This is a genomic window from Lentzea xinjiangensis, assembly GCF_900110955.1.
GTDB lineage: Bacteria > Actinomycetota > Actinomycetes > Mycobacteriales > Pseudonocardiaceae > Lentzea > Lentzea xinjiangensis.
In genome coordinates this window covers 179,496-197,830 of the sequence record NZ_FOFR01000003.1, presented here as the reverse complement: position 1 = coordinate 197,830, position 18,335 = coordinate 179,496, and the positions used below count along the sequence as shown (strand labels likewise).

Here is an 18,335-nt window from a genome sequence, read left to right as displayed (position 1 = left end):
CCAGATGTCCGACCAGTTCAACGCCTCCCTCGCGGAGTACGACCCGGAGGTGGCCGAGGCGGTCGCCGCCGAGCTGGCGCGCCAGCAGGGCACCCTCGAGATGATCGCGTCCGAGAACTTCACGCCCGTCTCGGTCCTGCAGGCCCAGGGCTCGGTGCTCACCAACAAGTACGCCGAGGGCTACCCCGGCCGCCGCTACTACGGCGGCTGTGAGCACGTCGACGTGATCGAGCGCCTGGCCATCGAGCGCATCAAGGCGCTCTTCGGCGCGGGCTTCGCGAACGTCCAGCCGCACTCGGGCGCGCAGGCCAACGCCGCCGCCATGTTCGCCCTGCTCCAGCCCGGTGACACGATCCTGGGCCTGGACCTGGCGCACGGCGGCCACCTGACCCACGGCATGCGCATCAACTTCTCCGGCAAGCTCTACAACGTCGTGCCGTACCACGTGTCCGACTCGGACGGCCGCGTCGACATGGCCGAGGTCGAGCGCCTGGCCGAGGAGCACCGCCCGAAGCTGATCGTGGCGGGCTGGTCCGCGTACCCGCGCCAGCTCGACTTCGCCGAGTTCCGCCGCATCGCGGACGCGGTCGAGGCCTACCTGATGGTCGACATGGCCCACTTCGCCGGCTTGGTGGCGGCGGGACTGCACCCGTCACCGGTGCCGCACGCGCACGTGACGACGACCACGACGCACAAGACCCTGGGCGGGCCCCGCGGCGGCGTGATCCTGTCCAACGACGCCGACATCGCCAAGAAGATCAACTCCGCGGTGTTCCCCGGCCAGCAGGGCGGACCGCTGGAGCACGTGATCGCGGCCAAGGCCGTGGCGTTCAAGCACGCCGCCTCGCCCGAGTTCGCCGACCGCCAGCGCAGGACCCTGGAAGGAGCCCGGATCCTCGCGGACCGGCTGTCCCAGGCCGACGTCGCCGCGGCCGGGGTCAAGGTGCTCACCGGGGGCACCGACGTGCACCTGGTGCTCGTCGACCTGGTGTCGTCCGAGCTCGACGGCAAGCAGGCCGAGGACGTGCTGCACCGCATCGGGATCACGGTCAACCGCAACGCCGTGCCCAACGACCCCCGCCCGCCGATGGTCACCTCCGGGCTGCGGATCGGCACGCCGGCGCTCGCGACCCGCGGGTTCGGCGAGGTCGACTTCGCCGAGGTCGCCGATGTGATCGCCGAGGCCCTGAAGCCCGGGGCCGCTGTGGAGGAGCTGCGGGCACGGGTTGAGGTGCTGGCGGCCAAGCACCCGTTGTACCCGACGCTCTGACTGGTTGGGTTGTCGTTTGTGATCTTGTCGGACCCCCTGAGTAGCGTTTGGGCTCAGGGGGTCTTCGTTTTGGGGGGACGCCTGCGGTCGCTTGCCTTGGTGGGGTGGCGGTGTGTGGGTTGGGGCGCGTCGGTTTGGGTGGCTGCCTGTTGCGTTGGCGGGTGGCGCTTGGGTGGGTGGTGTTGGGGGCGCTGCCCCCAGGCCCCCGGCACTCCCGAAGGAGCCGGCCAGCGCCGTGGGTGGGCTGATGGCACGCCTGTTGGGTTGGGCGGGGTGCTGTTGCGTGGGTGGGTGCGTCTGCGGTGTGGCTCCCCCGTCCAGCGCACCGGAGGCAGCCACACCCGAGGGGTTAGGTCAAGTCGACGAAAAGCGTGTCGACTTGACCTAACCCCTCGGGCGCGGCAAAGGCTTCGGAGCGCTAGACGGGGGAGCCACACCGCCAGGTCGTGTTGCGGACGGCTCGCCTTCGGCATCGCCGGGGCTCGGCATCGCCGGGGCTCGGCTTCGCCGTCGCGGAGCTTGCCTTCGGCATCGCGTGGAGGAGGCTCGCCATCGCCATCGCCATCGCCATCGCCATCGCCATCGCCATCGCCATCGCCATCGCCATCGCCGTCGGCGTCGCGGGGGCGGCCCGCGCTTCGGAATCGCGGCGGAAGCGGTGCTCTGCTGCTGCGAAACGACGAGGGGCGCCACCGGAGTCGGTGGCGCCCCTCGTGCGACCCTGGAGCGAAGACGACGGGAACCCCGGCCCCTTCCCCAGGGCCGGGGCTTCACCGTGTCAGGGTGTTGTGTGTCTCAGATGGACCGTCCTAACGGGAGACTTGGGGTTACGCCGCCGGTGCCGTCACGCCGGGGGGCAGGCACTCGACGTTGCGCTTGCCGTCCGGCTGGATCACGAACCACGTGCCGCCTACGCCCTGGCCCTTCCAGGCGCCCGGCTTCGGGTCCTGGGAGTAGGCGTAGAGCGCCCAGCCGTCGATCGCGACCTGCTTCTTGCCGTCGGCGCGGGTGATCAGCGAGACCAGCTTCGAGTCGATGCCCTCGACCTGGGGGATCGTGTCCGACAGGAGCGGCGGCCAGGTCACGGCGCACTGGTTGTTGCAGTTGGACTTGCCTTCGGGCTTCGGGGTGTCCTTGTCGAAGCGGTACATCGTGCGGCCGTCGCCGTCCTGGACGACCAGGCCCATCTTGTCGACCGCCTTGCCGACCAGCTTCAGCGAGCTGGCGGGGGCGGCGGCGGGGGGCTGCGCGGCAGGGGGCTGCGCGGCGGGAGCCGGGGTCGGGGTTTCCGGTGCCTGTTGCTGCACAGGGGTTTCGGGCGCCTGAGCGGGCTCCTGGAGTACCGGGGGCTGACCCACGTCGCCGTAGTCACCGAGGACGCCCAGGTCGGTTTCGGTCTGTGCCACCGGCTTGGAGCTCGTGCCACCGCCCGTGGCGCTCCAGACACCCAGACCCAGCACAACTGCCAGTCCCGCGGCGAGCCCGATGGCAATGCGGTTACGTCGGATCACACTCATGTCCTCCTTGTCCATCTGTTCGCTCTATCGAAGCCATACGGGCGCGGTTGCGTCCCGGTTCAGAAACGAACCGAACCTCGTCCCGTCTCGAACGTCCGGCGGAGCCGGGGCGTGCGAGGGGTGCGGGGTGGTCGTCGCTGGTCAGTCGGCCGGGACGGCCGGGAAGGTGCCGGGGGATCGGGGTTCGGGTCCGGGGCGGAAGAGCGCGCGCCGCGGACGCGTTCGCCGATCGAGGCGCCGGCGGGTGCAGCCGGTCCGGGGTGCGGGGTGATCGCGGCAGGTGAGGCGTGTCGCGCGCGGCCACACCGGTGCGGGCGGGCGGGTTAGTGTTGGCGGGTGGGCAACGACATCTCCTTCCCGCGCCAACAGGCGCGCACCCAGCGGTTCACCGTCGGCGCACCGAGGACCTTCGCGGTGTCGGCGGACGGCGGTCGTGTCTTCTTCCTGCGCCCGGCCACGGCCACGAGTCGTGCGAACGGGCTCTGGGAGCTGAACACGGCCACCGGCGTCGAGAGGCTGCTCGCCGACCCGGCGGCGCTGCTCACCGACCCGGAGGACCTGCCGGCGGAGGAGAAGGCCCGTCGCGAGCGCACGCGTGAGTCGGGCGCGGGCATCGTCGGCTACGCCCTGTCCCGGGACGCGAAGGTCGCGTCGTTCGCGCTGTCCGGCCGGCTGTTCGTGGTCGACCTGCTCAACGGCGAGGCTCGTGAGCTGCCGACCGGCGGCGGTGTCGTCGACCCGCGCGTCGACCCGACGGGTGAGCGCGTGGCGTACGTCTCGCGCGGCACGTTGCGGGTGGTCGAGCTCAGCTCGGGTGAGGACTTCGCCGTCGCCGAGCCGGACGGCGAGGACGTGACGTTCGGTCTCGCCGAGTTCATCGCGGCCGAGGAGATGTCGCGCTACCGCGGCTACTGGTGGGAGCCGGACGGCAAGCGCCTCATCGCCGCGCGGGTGAACAACTCGCCGGTGCAGCGCTGGTACATCGCCGACCCGGCGAACCCCGGCACGGCGGCCACCGAGATCGCCTACCCGGCGGCGGGCACGGCCAACGCCACGGTGTCGTTGCACGTGGTGTCGCTGGACGCCACCTTCGTCCCGGTGCTGCTGGAGTTCGACTACCTCAACGACGTGCACTGGTCGTCCGGCGGAGCTCCGCTGATCACGACGCAGACCCGCGACCAGCGCACCCGCCGGATCCACGCGCTGGCCCCCGACACCGGCGCGGTCACCGAGATCGCCGTCGAGACCGACCCGGTCTGGCTCGAGGTCACCGACGGCGCCCCGGCGTGGACGCCGGACGGCCGTCTCGTGCGGATCGTGGGCTCCGGCGACGAGTACGCGCTGCAGGTCGGCGACGACGTCCTCACCAGCGGCCTCCAGGTGCGCCGGGTGCTCGACATCGCCGACGACTCCGTCCTGGTCGCGGCGTCGGCGGAGGACCCCACCCAGACGCACGTCTACTCGGTCGGCGCCCGGACCGAGCGGCTGTCCACTGAGGACGGTGTGCACTCCGCCCTGCGGGGCGGTGACACGGTTGTGCTCATCTCGTCCACTTTGGACAGGTTTGGCGCCAAGGTCACCGTGGGCGACCACGAGATCGAGTCGTACGCGGAGACGCCGGTGCTCAAGGCGGCACCGCGCATGCTGACCCTGGGGGAGCGGTCCATCCGCGCCGCGCTGCTGCTGCCGTCCGGTCACGTGCCGGGTACCAAGCTGCCCGTGCTGATGGACCCGTACGGCGGCCCGCACGCGCAACGGGTCATGTCGGCCCAGAACGTCTTCCTCGCTTCGCAATGGCTCGCCGACCAGGGGTTCGCGGTCGTCGTCGCGGACGGTCGCGGCACCCCGGGCCGCGGCCTCGCCTGGGAGCGCGCCATCGCGTACGACTTCGCCGGCGCCACGCTGGAGGACCAGGTCGACGCCCTGCAGGCGGCCGCCGCCGTCGAGCCCGACCTCGACCTCACGCGCGTCGCGATCCGCGGCTGGTCCTACGGCGGCTACCTGAGCGCCCTCGCCGTCCTGCGCCGCCCGGACGTCTTCCACGCGGGCATCGCGGGCGCCCCGGTCACCGACTGGCGCCTCTACGACACCCACTACACCGAGCGCTACCTCGGCCATCCCGACGACAAGCCCGAGGTCTACGACTCGAACTCCCTCATCGCCGACGCGGACAAGCTCTCCCGCCCGCTGATGATCATCCACGGCCTGGCCGACGACAACGTGGTGGCGGCGCACACGCTGCGCCTGTCCAACGCGCTGCTCGCCGCCGGTCGTCCCCACACGGTGCTGCCGCTCTCGGGCGTCACGCACATGACCCCGCAGGAACAGGTCGCCGAGAACCTGCTCCTCCTGCAGGTCGACTTCCTCAAACAGGCCCTGGCCTGACCGGGGCGGCCCGGCCGGTCCCGCGGCACGCCGGGGGCCGGCCGGAAGGTGGTATCGGCGAGTCCTGGTTGCCCCGCCGCACGAGGACCATGCTGGAGACGTGGCCCGCGACCGCCGGTCGCGGTGCTCACCGCGCTGGCTCGCGCGCTGCGGCTGACGGTCGACGAGCGCGACCACCTGTTGCGCCTCGCCGGCCACCACGCCCCGCCACGCGTCTGGGGTGACGGGCACGTCAGCCGCGGCCTCCTCAGGCTGCTGACCGGGCTGCGCGGTCTTCCCGCGCTGATCGCCTCCGACCTGGACGTCGTGCTCGCCCGGAACGCGATGGCCGATGCGTTGCTGGGGGAGCAGACCCGCTTTCCATGCCGCTGCCTACCTGAACAACGGCGCCAACCTGAGCGGCGAAGACTCGAGCCTCCTGTTCGCGGAGCTGCGGCCGGCAGCGGAAAGGGGCGCCTTCCCGCAGGAAGACGCCCCTCTCACGAACCCGGCTCAGGCCAGCGACTGCCGCACCCGGTAGGGCGGGATGCTGTTGCCCACCAGCGCCAAGTCGTCGATCGACTCCGGCTGGTAGCCGGCCGTCTCCAACCGCTCGACCATCAGCGCCGTCGGGTCCTCCACGACGTCGGCGCGTCCGAACAGGTACGCCCACTCGTGCTCGTCGGAGCCGTAGTAGGCGACGGTGTCGAACACCTCGTTGAACCGCTGCCACGAGCGGATCAGCGTGGTGTTGCGCCACATCGTCTGGCAACCGGACTGGTTGACGACGACGCCGCCGGGACGCAGCAGCGCCTTGCACATGCGCAGGAAGTCGGCGCCGTACAGGCGGTTGTGCTGCGCCTCCTCCTCGCGCTCGTCAGGCAGGTCCACCAGCACGATGTCGTACTTCTCCGACGTCGTGCGGATGTACTCGAACCCGTCGATGTACTGCACGCGGATCGGACCCTCGCCCTTCTCCGCGAGAGCCAGCTCTTCGAGCGTGTAGCCGTACGGCAGGTGCTCCGCGCACAGCTTCACGGCCTGCTCGTCGATGTCGATGTGGTCGACAACCGTCGCGCCGTGCTGCACGGCCATCTGGCACACGACGCCCTCGGAGGAGCCGATGACCAGCACGCGCTCGACGGTGTCGGCGAGCAGGAGCGCCGGCACCATCAGGGCCTCGTGGTAGGTCAGCTGGCTGAACTCCGTCGACTGGCGGTCGTTGTCGCAGAAGAGCGACACGCCCTGCGCCGTGCGGGCGATCACCAGGTGCTGGAAGTCGGTCTTGGTGTCGACCAGCACCTCGTCCACGCGCCAGTGGCGGGTCATGCCGTCGGCGAGCGGCTCGTTGATGGTGTTCACGCGGCGTGCTCCTTGATGCCACGAGTGACGAGGTCCGTGCTCACGTGAGCGGCGCCCAGGGCGTCAGCGAGTAGCTGGACGGCGAGCGCGGGTTTCGCACGAGTACCGCAGGTGAACACGTCGACGAACACCGAACCCACTTCGGGGTAGGTGTGGATCGAGGCGTGGGACTCCGACAGCAGGGCCAGCACGGTGACTCCTTGGGGATCGAACTTCTTGGAGATCACCTCCAGCACGGTCGCGTCGGCCTGCGTGAGAACCTCACCGAGGGCGTGTCGCAAGAACTGCTCGTCGTCGAGCAGATCGGCACTCACACCCGAAAGCTCTGCAAGTACGTGCTGTCCCGCGAACAGGCCGACGGTTTCCTCAGCCTGACAGGGCGCTTCGGACATCAATCACTCCAAACTATGTGAATTGCAACGGACTTCAGACGCAGTACGTGGCCAGCGGCGGGAAGCCGTTGAAGCACACGGACGAATAGGAGGAGGTGTAGGCGCCCGCGTGGAGGATGTCCACGTGGTCACCGGCTTCCAGGTCGAGCGGCAGGTCGTAGCGGGTGTGCTGGTAGATCACGTCGTCCGCGTCGCACGTCGGGCCGGCCAGCACGATCGGGCCCACCGGGCCGCCGTCGCGCGAGGTGCGCAGCGGGTAGGCGATCGCCTCGCCCTCGGTCTCGGCGAGCCCCTGGTAGCGGCCGATGTCGAGGTACACCCAGCGGCGTTCGTCCGAATAGGACTTGCGTGACACGAGCACGACGGAGGAGCGGATCATCCCGGCCTCGGCGGAGATCGCCCGGCCCGGCTCGATCATCACACGGGGACGCGCGGCGCCGAAGTGCCGTGTGACCGAGGCCTCGATGGCGGCGGCGAAAGCGTCGAGCGACGGCGTCGAGGCCTGGTACACGGCCGGCAGCCCGCCGCCCAGGTTCACCGTTGACGTCTCGATGCCTTCGGCGCGCAGCTTCGCCGCGATCATCGCGGCGTCGGCGATGCCGGAGTCCCAGCCGTCCACGGACAACTGCTGCGAGCCCGCGTGGAAGGCGATGCCGAGAGGAACGAGCCCCAAACCGTGCGCCAGCCGCAAGAGATCCGTCGCCATCTCCGGATCGCAACCGAACTTGTTGCCGAACGGGTAGGTGGAACCCTTGCCGTGGACGAGAATCCGCACCAGGACGGACGAACCGGGCGCGTGCTCGGCGACGAACCGCACGTCCTGCTCGCTGTCCGACACGAACATGCGCACCCCGCGTGAGAAGGCGTACGCGATGTCCGCGGCCTTCTTGATGGGGTTGCTGTACGAGATGGACGACGGTGCGGCACCGCGGGCCAGGCACAGGTCGATCTCCGCCGGCGACGCCACGTCGAAGTGCGCGCCCTCCACGACGAGCGTGCCGACCACGTCCGGCTCGGGGTTCGACTTGACGGCGTAGAAGATGTCGACGGACGGCAGTGCCGCGTGAATCGCCTGGTAGCGCGCGCGGATGGTCTCGAGGTCGATCACCAGACACGGTGTCGACGGGTTCTCCTGGTCCAGGAAACGCCGAATACGAGCCTCTGCCTCGTAACGCCGGTCAACGGCGAAGCTCTCGGTCATTTCCCCAGGGTTCCCCCTTCATCCGCCTCGCGGTCCGTACGCGGGCACGGCCGTCCACTCTACGGCCTGGATGGCGAAAGTGCGCAATCCAGTTCGGCGAGTGTGACTTACCCGGCAGAACGCAGCTCGACCACCGTGATGTCCGGAGGCGCGCCCACCCGCACCGGTGGTCCCCAGAAACCCGCGCCACGACTGACGTACAGCCACGTGTCGTCCACCTTCGACAACCCCGCGACGCTGGGTTGCTGCACCGGCACGACGAAGTTGAACGGCACCATCTGTCCACCGTGTGTATGACCGGACAACTGGAGGTCGACGCCGCGTGAAGAGGCGTCGCCGACCTGCACCGGCTGGTGTGCCAGCAGGACGAGCGGGTTGTCGGGGTTCCTGCCGCTCAGCGCGCGGTCGAAGTCCGGTCCGTCGGCGTAGGCCTTGCCGGTGACGTCGTTCACGCCGGCCAGCTCGATGCCGCCGGCGACCGTCAACCCCTCGTTGCGCAACGGGTTCACGCCCAGCCTGTCCAGCTCCGCGATCCACTGCTCGTGACCGGAGAAGTACTCGTGGTTACCCGTCACGAAGAAGCTGCCGTGCTTGGACACGAGGTCCCGCAGCGGCGCCGCCGCCTCGCCGAGCTCGGCGACCGTGCCGTCCACCAGGTCGCCGACGATCGCGACGAGGTCCGCCTCCTGCTCGTTGATCATCCGCACGATCCGCTCGGTGTGCGAGCGGCCGAGCAGCGGGCCGAGGTGGATGTCGCTCACGACCGCGATCCGGAAGCCCGACAGCGAGGGCCGGAGCTTGTCCAGCACCACCGGCACGTTCAGCAGCTTCGGGTCGCCGAGCGCCTGCGTCATGCCGTAACCGACCACGCCGCCGGCGGCGATGCCCGAGCCGATCGCGACCGACCGCGAGATGAACAGCCGGCGCGACGGGTCCGGCACGACGTCGGCCGGTTCGGCGGGCTCGGAACCGGTGCCGGCGGCCACCGGCGCGACGCCGGCCCGCCTGAGCAGGACCCGGCGCGGGACCTCCGCGATCCCGAGCGCGATCACCAGGTAGAACAGCACGGCGAGCCACACGAACCCCGGCCAGGCGAAGAACTTCCCGTACTCCGGCGGTACCCGGCGCGTGACGACCAGCGCGCTCATGAGCACCAGGAACGCGCCGATGACCGCCAGCGTGCCGATGCGGCGACCGAGCGTGCGCGGCCGCGTCGTGTCCACGACCAGCCGGCGCCACAGGTACAGATGGCCCAGGGCGGTCGGAACTCCGAGGAGCAACAGGAAAATCACGGCACAAGTATGCGTTTCCGCAAGTGCGTGCAACCTGCCAGGCCCCTGGTGGCGTGACTGACCCGGCACCGCAGAAGGAGGACACCTGATGAGTGACCGGAACGCCGCGTTCCAGGAGTACTTCGCGGCGCGTTCCGACGCCATGCGCGGCACGGCGTAACTGCCGTGCGGGGACTGGCACCGCGCGGAGGACCTCGTGCGGCAGGCCTTCACCAAGCTGTACCTGGTGCGGACGTTCCTGTCCGGGCGGCGGCGCGGGTGGTTCCGGTTCGAGTCGGCGAGCGACGACATCGCCGACTCGGCTGCTCCGCCAGGGGTCCGGCCCGAGGAACGGATCGTGCTGCTGGAGGCGCCGGCGAAGGTGCCTCCGAAGCAGCGCGCGTGCTCGTCCTGCGGTACTGGGAGGACATGTCCGTCGAGCAGACGGCCGCTGTTCTCCGGTGTTAGGAGGGAACGGTCAGAGCCAGGCCGCGCGGGGGCTGCAGGCGCTGCGCGGCCTGCTCTCACGGCAGGAGAGGGTTCGTTGAACGAACAAGACCTCAAGAACGCTTTCGAGCATGTGCTGGTGATCGGGTTCGGGGTCGGCTCGGCCTTCGCGCTGAACCCGGTCTCGGCCGGCAGCTCGCGAAGGGGGCGGGGCAGCTCCTGCCGTCGTCGGTCTGGGGACCGGAGTGGCCGGCCGGGCAGACCGATCGCACCGCCACGAACGGGCCGCAGACCGACCGGGCGCAGAGGTTGCCCGGCGAGCTGAAGGGCGTGGTGCCGGCCGGGTACGAGGCACCGCAGCTCAGGTCCCGCGAGTCCGGTCAGACCTACGACCTGCAGAGGACCCGGGGACAGGTGGCGTCCGACCACGGTGACGCCGTCGAGGTGTGGGAGTACATGGCCCAGACGCCGGTGCGCAAGGACGGCGGGGTGGGCTGGCTGCTCGTCGAGGTGTCCACGCCGAACCCGGCGCTGCCCGCTGACCCGTGTGCGCTCGCCAGGGGGTTCTGGAACATGGGCGGCCCCTGCCAGGTGTACGACGTCCGAGGTCTCCGGGTCGGCGTCGTGCTGAGCAACCCGAGCGGGCGCGACCAGCTCGACAAGTGGGCGACCTACCGGGCGCAGGACGGCTCGACCGTGACGATCGCCCAGGACGACGCGTACCGGGGCAGCGGTCACCCGGCGCTCGGCGGGCCCGTCTTTACCGAGCGGGAGCTGGCCGAGCTGGCGACGGACCCGCGGTTCCGCGTCAGCGGCTGAGCTCACGCCGGGACACGAGGGCGGCCACGGTCCGTGACCGCCCTCCCTCGTTCCTCCGATCGGGTGTTTTGCCAGGTAGAGTGCCGTCCGCAATGCGGACTCTGCTCATCGACAACTACGACTCCTTCACGTTCAACCTCTTCCAGCACCTGGCCGAGGTCAACGGGGTCGCGCCCGTGGTCGTCCACAACGACGACCCGCGCTTCCGGCTCGCCTCGCTGCGGTCGTTCGACAACGTGGTGATCTCGCCCGGCCCCGGCCGCCCCGGCAACCCCGCCGACTTCGGGCTCTGCCGGGCGGTGATCGAGCACGCCGAGCTCCCGTTGCTGGGGGTGTGCCTCGGCCACCAAGGGCTGTGCCTGTCGTACGGCGCCGTCGTGGGACCCGCACCCGAGCCTCGTCACGGGATCGTTTCCCCGGTCACGCACACGGGCGCCGACCTGTTCGCCGGGCTGCCGTCGCCGTTCGACGTGGTGCGCTACCACTCGTTGGCGGTCACGGAGCTGCCTTCTTCTTTGGAGGCCATCGCGTGGAGCGATGACGCCGTCCTGATGGGTGTGCGCGCTCTCGACCGCCCGGCGTGGGGCGTCCAGTTCCACCCCGAGTCGATCTGCACGGACTTCGGGCGCGAGATGCTCGCGAACTTCGGCGCCCTGACCCCCACCCGGACCGCCGCCGTGCCCGAACCGGTGGTGGTTCGCCCGAAGCCCCAGAAGCGACCTGTGCACGTGCGGAAGCTCGACGTGGCCGCGGACGCGGAGGAAGCGTTCGCGGCTCTCTACGGGGCTTCTCAGACCGCGTTCTGGCTGGACAGCGGCTCCGGCGGCCGCTTCTCGTTCATGGGGGACGCCTCCGGGCCACTCGCGCGCGTTGCGCAGTACTCCGTGCCCGACCAGGTGCTCACGCTCGACGGCGCACGTCTGCCGTGTCCTTCGTTCTTTTCCTGGCTGGACGAAGACCTCTCATCGTGGGGTGTGGAGCAGCCCGACGTGCCGTTCGACTTCGCGCTGGGATGGGTCGGATACCTCGGTTACGAGCTGAAGGCGGAGTGCGGCGGCGACTTCGCACACCGAGCGGAACAGCCCGACGCGTCGTTCCTGTTCGCGGACCGTGCCGTCGTCTTCGACCACGTTGATGAGCACGTCTATTTGCTGTCGTTGGTCGACGACCCGTGGTTCGACGAGGTTTCGGCGGTTCTGGCAGATCTGCGGCATTTGGCCGAACCTTCACAGCCTGTCGTGTCCGGCGTGACGTTGCGCCATCCCCGCGCGCACTACCTGAAGCTGATCAGCGCGTGCCAGGAAGCGATCACGGCGGGGGAGACGTACGAGGCTTGCTTGACGAACATGATGACGTGGCGAGCCTCGCTCGACCCGTGGGACACTTATCGGCTGCTTCGCGCCGCAAATCCCGTTCCGTTCGGCGCGTTGCTGCGTTTCGGTGACCTGTCCGTGCTCAGCACGTCACCCGAACGATTTATCCGGATCGACCGGAGTGGTGTCGTGGAGTCATCCCCGATCAAGGGGACGCGCCCCCGGGGTGGTGATCCGGCGGCCGACGAGATGTTGCGCACAACGCTGGCCCGTTCGGTCAAGGACCGGGCGGAGAACCTGATGATCGTGGACCTCGTCCGCAACGATCTCGGCACCTGCGCGGAAGTGGGCTCGGTCGAGGTGACGCGGTTGTTCGACGTCGAGACCTACGCGACCGTGCACCAATTGGTGAGCACCGTGCGGGCCCGGCTCCGGCCCGGCAGTTCCGCGGTGCGTTGTGTTCGAGCCGCGTTTCCCGGTGGTTCGATGACCGGTGCGCCGAAGATCCGGACCATGCAGATCCTCGATGGCTTGGAAGCCGGTCCACGTGGGGTGTACTCGGGAGCGCTCGGTTACTTCTCGCTCAACGGAGCGGCCGACTTCAGCATCGTCATCCGAACGCTGGTCGCGAACGGCGACCAGGTGAGTTTCGGTGTCGGCGGAGCAGTCATCTCGCTGTCCGGCGCCGACGAGGAATTCGAGGAGACGGCGGTCAAGGCCACTGCGGTGTTGCGCCTGTTCGGAGCGGACTTTCCTGGTCGTTGATCCCACGTTCCGGGGATGGTGTGAACGAACCGGAACGCCTTTGCCGCCGACGGGTCCACACGCCGGCCGGAACACCGGCCGGCGTGGGAAAACCTCGCTGTTGGCGCAGGTCAGGAGGCGTGGGCTTCCTGGAACTGCACGACCAGGTTCTGCGGAATGCGACCGCGGTCCGAGATCTGGTGCCCCTGCGCGCGAGCCCAGTCACGAATGCGCTGCGCCTCGGCCTTGTCGCTGGCCTTCACGGTGGACTTGCCGGTGCCCTTGCGCTGCTTGCGGCCACCCGCACGACGAGCCTTGGCGACGAAGTCCGCCAGCGACTCACGAAGCCGCTCCGCATTTCCCTTCGACAGGTCGATGGCGTACTCGACACCGTCAAGTGCGAAGGTCACGGTCTCGTCGGCTTCTCCGCCGTCGAGGTCGTCGATGAGTTGGACGACGGTCTGCTGTGCCACTGTTCCTCCGTTGGGTACTCACATAGCACGCGGATCCTCGACGTAACCGCGTGCTCCGGCAACACCATAGTCCACACGACGAAAAACGGCGAACCTTTCGCCGCTAAAATGTGACCCCAACCGCCCGGTCGGGTCATTTCCCCGGTAAACCACAGGGGTGTTATGGGTCCAAAATGTGAGCTAGTGGGTCTCACTTCGTCCCGTTGCTGGGCTTGCTGGACGCTTCGACATTCCCGCTGACGGAGCAGCGCCGGACATAACGCGCCCCCATCCGGTGCGGGTATCCTCGACATACCCGCCAGGGGTAGGGAAGGTCAGGAGCCGATGCACGGGTACACCTCGGACAAGGACGCATACCTCAAGCGACTGCGCCGCATCGAGGGACAGATCCGCGGCCTCCAGCGCATGGTCGAGAACGACGAATACTGCATCGACGTGCTCACCCAGATCAGCGCCGCCACGAAGGCGCTGCAGGCGGTGTCGCTGGGCTTGCTCGACGAGCACCTGAAGCATTGTGTGGCCCAGGCGGTCGCCGAAGGCGGCCCGGTGGCCGAGGAGAAGCTGGCGGAGGCGTCGGCGGCGATCGGCCGCCTCGTCAAGTCGTAGGGGTCCACGAGAAACTCGCTGGGGAGATCCGCTAGAGTTCACCTCGCCACGCCCCCGTAGCCCAATCGGCAGAGGCAGCGGACTCAAAATCCGTCCAGTGTGCGTTCGAGTCGCACCGGGGGCACTTAACTGATCAAGAATTTTTGCAGCTCAGGCCTGTTCCCCCTGCTGAATTGCTGGAACCTCGTCCGAGCGTGCCGCGGAGCGGGCGCGTTCGCTCCGCGTTCGCTCCGCGGCACCCGAAGCACCGCCGGGCTCAACGCCGCCAGGGGCGGTAGGCGTCGTTCACGTCGACCGGGCTGCCGCCGCCCGCGGTGCCGCCACCGGGGATGTCGATAGTGCTGCCCACCGCGACGGCCGCCGTGCCGTGGCGTGGCACCGCCATCGGCGTGAGCCGCTGCCACCGGTCGCGCGTGGTGTCGTAGGCCTCGTTCTCGGCGAAGACGCTGTTCGAGCCCTCGGCGGGGTTGCCCTCGCCGCCGAACGTGTAGATCGTGGTGCCGACGAGCGCGGACGCGATGCCGCCTCGGGCGGTCGGCATCGGGGCGCGCTCGGTCCACCGGCGGTCGCGGAAGTCGAAGGCGTAGACGGTGTCGCGTACGTTCACCTGTCCGCGGTCTCGGCCGCCGAGCACGTAGAACGTGTTCCCCACGACGGCTCCGCCGACGTGGTCACGTGCCTGGGGCAGGCTGGGCAGCGTCTCCCACCGGCCGGTCACGACGTCGTAAGACGACACGGTGTCCACGGTGTCCTGCAGGCCGCCCGAGCCGGGCGTCAGCGTTCGCATGCCGCCTGCCAGGTAGATCTTCATCCCGCGCACGCCGATCGCGGCGCTGCCCCGTTCGGTGCCTTCGGGCATCGGGGCGATCTCGGTTCACCGGTCCGTTCGGGGGTCGTAGGCGTAGCTGTCGCGCAACGCCTGCCAGGACGCCCCGCCGGACAGCCCGCCGATGACGTAGATCCGGCCGTCGACGGCAGCCACATTGGGGTGGTTCATCGCGATCGGGAGGGGCGCAGCCTGCGACCAGATTCCACGCCGACCGCGGGTCGCAAGGCAAGCACCTCCGGGCTGTTCCGCTCCGCCCTCGCCGGTCACGGCATCCGGCCGTCGGTGGCACGGGCCGGGTCGTGCTTCGATAACGCCGTCGCGGAGTCGTTCTTCGCCACCCTCAAGACCGAGATCGGCACGGCGGTCGAGGACACCCGTGACGACGCCCGCCGGGATGTTTCCGCCTACCTGGGCTACTACAACCACGACCGTCTACATTCGACACTCGGCTACCGCACCCCGCACGAAACCCGCATCAGCTATCGTCATGGCCTCGCCCTCGCGGCATGAAATCCGGTGTCCGGTCTCCGGGGACAACCCCAATCCGACTACGTGTCGGACCGTTCGCAACCACGCTGGGCAGTACGACTAGTCGGGGTGCGGCGTGAACTCCTGGGTGCCGATGACAGCGAGCAGCTCCAGTTTGTCGACGCTGTCGGTGCCCAGCGCGGGGGTGAACCACAGCAGGCGCTGACGACCGTCCTCGCTGAACAGGGTGAGGCAGTTGACCTCGACCAGGCCGAGCACGGGATGGTCGATGCGCTTGCGGTCGTCGCGGCGGAACGCCACGTCGTGCTCTGCCCACAGCCCGGCGAACTCGGCGGAGCGGTCGAGGAGTTCGGCGACGAGCTCGCTCGCCCCGGTGTCCTTGGCGTCCCGGCGTGCGGCGGCGGCCCGCAGGTCGGCGGCGAACGCCCTGGACTGGGTCGGGTGGTCCTCCTCGGGGTAGAGCCGCCGCGCCTCGGGGTCGGTGAACCAGCGGTGCACGAAGCTGGCTTCCTTGCCCCGGAAGCGGGAGTGGTCACCGAGCAGCGCGATGGCGAGCGGGTTCTGCACGAGCGTCACGTGCAGGTCGGTGATCACCTGCGCGGGGGTGGAGGTCAGCCGGGTGAGCAGGTCGAGCATTCCGGGGTGCACGTGCGAGCCCGCGCCGCCACGCGGCACCGGCCGGTTGGCCAGGTGGTAGAGGTGGTCGCGCTCGTCGGCGGTCAGGCGCAACGCACGCGCCAGCGCCGCCAGCATCTGTTCCGACGGCTGCGCCCCGGCTCCGCGTTCCAGCTCGTTGTAGTAGTCCGCCGACGCCCCGGCGAGGTGGGCGACCTCCTCGCGGCGCAGTCCCGGCACGCGCCGCCGCGGCCCGGAGACCAGTCCGACCTCCTCGGGGCGGATGCGCTCGCGCCGCGAGCGGAGGAAGGCGCCCAGCTCGGCGTACTTCATCGAGTTCATGTACTCCAGTCTGCAGCGGAACGGGCCACGGACACATGGGACGGCGTCCCCTGTCACCGGTCCGCACGGTCCTGCACGGTGGAGACATGACAAACACCGACCCCACTGTCGGACGAGTCGCCATCGTCACCGGGGGTTCGCGCGGTATCGGCCGGGCGGTCGCCCGCAGACTCGCCGCGGACGGCCTGGCCGTCGTCGTCAACTACGCCGGGGACGACGACGCCGCGGCGGAGACCGTGCACGCGATCACCGCCGCGGGTGGGAACGCGACCGCGGTCCGCGCCGACGTGGCCGACGAGACCGCGGTGGCGAAGCTGTTCGACCGCACCGAAACCGAGTACGGGGGCGTTGACGTCGTGGTCAACTCCGCGGGCCGCCTCGCCCTGTCCCCCATCGCCGAGCTTGACCTGGACGTGCTGGACCGGTTGCACCGCGTCAACATCCGCGGCACCTTCGTCGTCGCGCGGCAGGCCGCTCAACGGTTGCGCACGGGCGGCGCCTTCGTCAGCTTCTCGACCTCCGTGGTGGGCACGCAGTTCCCCGGCTACGGGGCGTACGTCGCGAGCAAGGGCGCTGTCGAGGCGATCACCCTGATCCTCGCCCGCGAGCTGCGCGGACGTGGGATCACCGTCAACGCGGTCGCGCCCGGACCGACGGCCACCGAGCTGTTCCTGGACGGCAAAACCGAGGAACAGGTGGCGGCGCTGGCCAAGGCGCCGCCACTGGAGCGACTGGGCACCCCGGAGGACATCGCGGGCGTCGTCGCCTTCCTGACCGGTCCCGAGGGCCGCTGGGTCAACGGCCAGGTCCTGCGCGCCAACGGCGGCCTGGTTTGACACCGCACTGAACAACAACGAGGAGAACACCTGTGCCATTCGCCAACTTCAAGGTCCCTTCGGGCACCATCAGCGCCGAGGACAAGAAAAAGATCGTCGAACGAACCACCGAGCTGTACGTCGAGATCTACGGAGAACGCGCCCGGCCGACCACGGTCGTGCTCGTCGACGAGGTCGAGGACGGTGGCTGGGGCGTCGGCGGCAACGTCCTGACCGCCGCGATGCTCAACAGCGACGCCTGACACGCCCCCACGTACGAAGGCGGACGGCCCGACGTCCCACCTGACGCCGGGCCGTCCGCCGTCGGCTCGCCCCGTTTGACGGACACCTGAGATCAGGGACGCGTGTGTTCCCGGGATGGGATGTCCATATTGGAAGCTATGGGCAAGAAGAAACCTCGGCGCAGGGCCCGGCGTGGATTCACGCCGGAGGATCTCGTTCGCTCGTGGACGTGCCCGACCGTCTCCCGCCATCGACCGCGCTCCATCATCAGCGGCACGCGTGTTGCGATGACCAGCGGTTTCTTAGTTGGGCTGGGCCAGGACACCCGCGGTTGAGTGGGTCTTGTGTCCGTGTGCTTCCTGTCGGAGCCGGACCGGGGGCATCGTTCGACCAGGCGGTCGCCGTTCACGGAAAACGTGAACGGCGACCGCCTGAGTGCTTTCCGGGGTGCCGTCCCCGGCGGATGCCGGGGACGTGTGGTCGTCGCGGCCCGCGACACCGGGTCATCGGCGCGGCTGCTCCCGTTCGGAGGACGCGCCCCCGCCGGTTCCCCGTGCACGGCCCTGGGACTTCCCGGCTCCCGGCAGCGACGCGCTGCCGAACACCTTCTCGCCCTCGACGGCGAAGCGCGGCAGCAGCCGCCCGAACACCGCACGTTCCTCGGGCGTCCAATCGGCGCAGATGCGCCGGATCAACGCCCGGTTGCGCACCCGCATGTCGTCGAGGAAGTCCTGGGCCGCCGGGGTCAGGCTCGCCACCAGCGCGCGCCGGTCCCGCTCGTCGGGCTGCCGGGTCGCCAGGCCGCGGGACTCCAGGTCGTCGAGGTGGCGGGTGACCGTCGTCCGGTCCAGGCCGAGCTCCTCGGCGAGCTGCGACACGCGCAGTGGTCCGGTCCGGTGCAGCACGAACAGCGGTGAGGCGGTGCCGCGGCGCAGTCCCGGCGAGATGCCGCCGGCCGTCCGCTCGAAGAAGTCCTCCGTGGTCCGCGTGAGCAACGCCATCGCGTCGAAGACCTGGTTCTCGAGTGTCTGGCGCGCCATGACCTGCTCCGCTCTCCTCCGTCCCGGCCCGTCGAGGACGGCGGGGCAGGGGCCGGAACAACCTGTGCCCTGATGCGAATTCACGTGTACCTCGCCGCACAAAGCAATGTACGCGCGCGCCGGTCCCGATCCGCGGCCGACTCGGCCGGCGGCGCCGGGCCGCCACCAAGATGCGTGTAGACC

At 69.7% G+C, this 18,335-nt stretch carries 18 protein-coding genes and 1 tRNA gene; 9 read left to right on the top strand and 10 right to left on the bottom strand.

What is annotated here, in order from left to right; all coding sequences use genetic code 11:
* The first annotated feature begins 4 nt into the window (after positions 1 to 4).
* Positions 5 to 1,270 carry a serine hydroxymethyltransferase gene (glyA, locus tag BMW88_RS10610; RefSeq protein WP_089950473.1) on the top strand — a complete coding sequence of 422 codons (1,266 nt, stop codon included), beginning with the start codon at positions 5 to 7 and terminating at the stop codon, positions 1,268 to 1,270.
* An 827-nt stretch (positions 1,271 to 2,097) separates the two neighbouring features.
* Here glyA and BMW88_RS10600 read toward each other — a convergent pair.
* Positions 2,098 to 2,787 carry a COG4315 family predicted lipoprotein gene (locus tag BMW88_RS10600; RefSeq protein ID WP_245777695.1) on the bottom strand — a complete coding sequence of 230 codons (690 nt, stop codon included), beginning with the start codon at positions 2,785 to 2,787 and terminating at the stop codon, positions 2,098 to 2,100.
* A 336-nt stretch (positions 2,788 to 3,123) separates the two neighbouring features.
* On the opposite strand from BMW88_RS10600, the gene BMW88_RS10595 reads away from it, so the two are divergent.
* A complete protein-coding gene (locus BMW88_RS10595; protein WP_089950471.1) occupies positions 3,124 to 5,172 on the top strand; it encodes a S9 family peptidase in 2,049 nt (682 codons plus the stop codon).
* A 492-nt stretch (positions 5,173 to 5,664) separates the two neighbouring features.
* Here BMW88_RS10595 and BMW88_RS10585 read toward each other — a convergent pair whose 3' ends face one another.
* From BMW88_RS10585 to BMW88_RS10570, 4 genes are all read right to left on the bottom strand, one after another.
* Entirely contained in the window at positions 5,665 to 6,480 is an 816-nt protein-coding gene (locus BMW88_RS10585) for a spermidine synthase (RefSeq protein WP_089950679.1), read from the bottom strand.
* Positions 6,481 to 6,509: 29 nt separating this feature from the next.
* Positions 6,510 to 6,905: an adenosylmethionine decarboxylase gene (gene speD / locus BMW88_RS10580; protein ID WP_089950470.1), complete on the bottom strand. Its 396-nt coding sequence runs from the start codon at positions 6,903 to 6,905 to the stop codon at positions 6,510 to 6,512.
* Between the two features lie 34 nt (positions 6,906 to 6,939).
* A complete protein-coding gene (locus tag BMW88_RS10575; protein WP_089950469.1) occupies positions 6,940 to 8,106 on the bottom strand; it encodes a type III PLP-dependent enzyme in 1,167 nt (388 codons plus the stop codon).
* Between the two features lie 107 nt (positions 8,107 to 8,213).
* Entirely contained in the window at positions 8,214 to 9,398 is a 1,185-nt protein-coding gene (locus BMW88_RS10570) for a metallophosphoesterase (RefSeq protein ID WP_342715013.1), read from the bottom strand.
* A 735-nt stretch (positions 9,399 to 10,133) separates the two neighbouring features.
* On the opposite strand from BMW88_RS10570, the gene BMW88_RS10560 reads away from it, so the two are divergent.
* Both BMW88_RS10560 and pabB read left to right on the top strand, forming a co-directional pair.
* The gene (locus BMW88_RS10560; RefSeq protein ID WP_089950468.1) at positions 10,134 to 10,643 is read left to right on the top strand and encodes a hypothetical protein; all 510 of its coding nucleotides are present in this window, start codon (positions 10,134 to 10,136) and stop codon (positions 10,641 to 10,643) included.
* Positions 10,644 to 10,735: 92 nt separating this feature from the next.
* Positions 10,736 to 12,721, top strand: coding sequence for an aminodeoxychorismate synthase component I (gene pabB / locus BMW88_RS10555; RefSeq protein WP_089950467.1), 1,986 nt, complete (start codon positions 10,736 to 10,738; stop codon positions 12,719 to 12,721).
* 110 nt (positions 12,722 to 12,831) lie between these two features.
* Here pabB and BMW88_RS10550 read toward each other — a convergent pair whose 3' ends face one another.
* A complete protein-coding gene (locus BMW88_RS10550; RefSeq protein ID WP_030466676.1) occupies positions 12,832 to 13,173 on the bottom strand; it encodes a histone-like nucleoid-structuring protein Lsr2 in 342 nt (113 codons plus the stop codon).
* A 324-nt stretch (positions 13,174 to 13,497) separates the two neighbouring features.
* Here BMW88_RS10550 and BMW88_RS10545 point away from each other — a divergent pair, with 324 nt between their 5' ends.
* Both BMW88_RS10545 and BMW88_RS10540 read left to right on the top strand, forming a co-directional pair.
* The gene (locus BMW88_RS10545; RefSeq protein WP_089950466.1) at positions 13,498 to 13,779 is read left to right on the top strand and encodes a metal-sensitive transcriptional regulator; all 282 of its coding nucleotides are present in this window, start codon (positions 13,498 to 13,500) and stop codon (positions 13,777 to 13,779) included.
* Between the two features lie 50 nt (positions 13,780 to 13,829).
* A tRNA-Leu gene (locus BMW88_RS10540) sits at positions 13,830 to 13,903 on the top strand.
* Positions 13,904 to 14,035: 132 nt separating this feature from the next.
* On the opposite strand, the gene BMW88_RS10535 is transcribed toward BMW88_RS10540, so the two are convergent.
* Complete coding sequence (locus tag BMW88_RS10535; RefSeq protein WP_218148030.1) at positions 14,036 to 14,638, bottom strand: Kelch repeat-containing protein; 603 nt, start codon at positions 14,636 to 14,638, stop codon at positions 14,036 to 14,038.
* A gap of 15 nt (positions 14,639 to 14,653) precedes the next feature.
* Positions 14,654 to 14,761, bottom strand: coding sequence for a kelch repeat-containing protein (locus tag BMW88_RS42690; RefSeq protein ID WP_218148029.1), 108 nt, complete (start codon positions 14,759 to 14,761; stop codon positions 14,654 to 14,656).
* Positions 14,762 to 14,767: 6 nt separating this feature from the next.
* On the opposite strand from BMW88_RS42690, the gene BMW88_RS43970 reads away from it, so the two are divergent.
* The gene (locus BMW88_RS43970; protein ID WP_281249384.1) at positions 14,768 to 15,118 is read left to right on the top strand and encodes an integrase core domain-containing protein; all 351 of its coding nucleotides are present in this window, start codon (positions 14,768 to 14,770) and stop codon (positions 15,116 to 15,118) included.
* Between the two features lie 78 nt (positions 15,119 to 15,196).
* On the opposite strand, the gene BMW88_RS10525 is transcribed toward BMW88_RS43970, so the two are convergent.
* The gene (locus tag BMW88_RS10525; RefSeq protein WP_342715012.1) at positions 15,197 to 16,054 is read right to left on the bottom strand and encodes a helix-turn-helix transcriptional regulator; all 858 of its coding nucleotides are present in this window, start codon (positions 16,052 to 16,054) and stop codon (positions 15,197 to 15,199) included.
* Positions 16,055 to 16,140: 86 nt separating this feature from the next.
* On the opposite strand from BMW88_RS10525, the gene BMW88_RS10520 reads away from it, so the two are divergent.
* Positions 16,141 to 16,890 (top strand): SDR family oxidoreductase, encoded by a 750-nt coding sequence (locus BMW88_RS10520; protein ID WP_177221038.1) that lies wholly within the window; start codon positions 16,141 to 16,143, stop codon positions 16,888 to 16,890.
* 32 nt (positions 16,891 to 16,922) lie between these two features.
* Positions 16,923 to 17,132, top strand: a complete 210-nt coding sequence (locus BMW88_RS10515) for a 4-oxalocrotonate tautomerase family protein (RefSeq protein ID WP_089950464.1) — start codon at positions 16,923 to 16,925, stop codon at positions 17,130 to 17,132.
* 483 nt (positions 17,133 to 17,615) lie between these two features.
* On the opposite strand, the gene BMW88_RS10510 is transcribed toward BMW88_RS10515, so the two are convergent.
* Positions 17,616 to 18,152, bottom strand: coding sequence for a MarR family winged helix-turn-helix transcriptional regulator (locus BMW88_RS10510; RefSeq protein WP_089950463.1), 537 nt, complete (start codon positions 18,150 to 18,152; stop codon positions 17,616 to 17,618).
* Between the last annotated feature and the right edge of the window lie 183 nt (positions 18,153 to 18,335).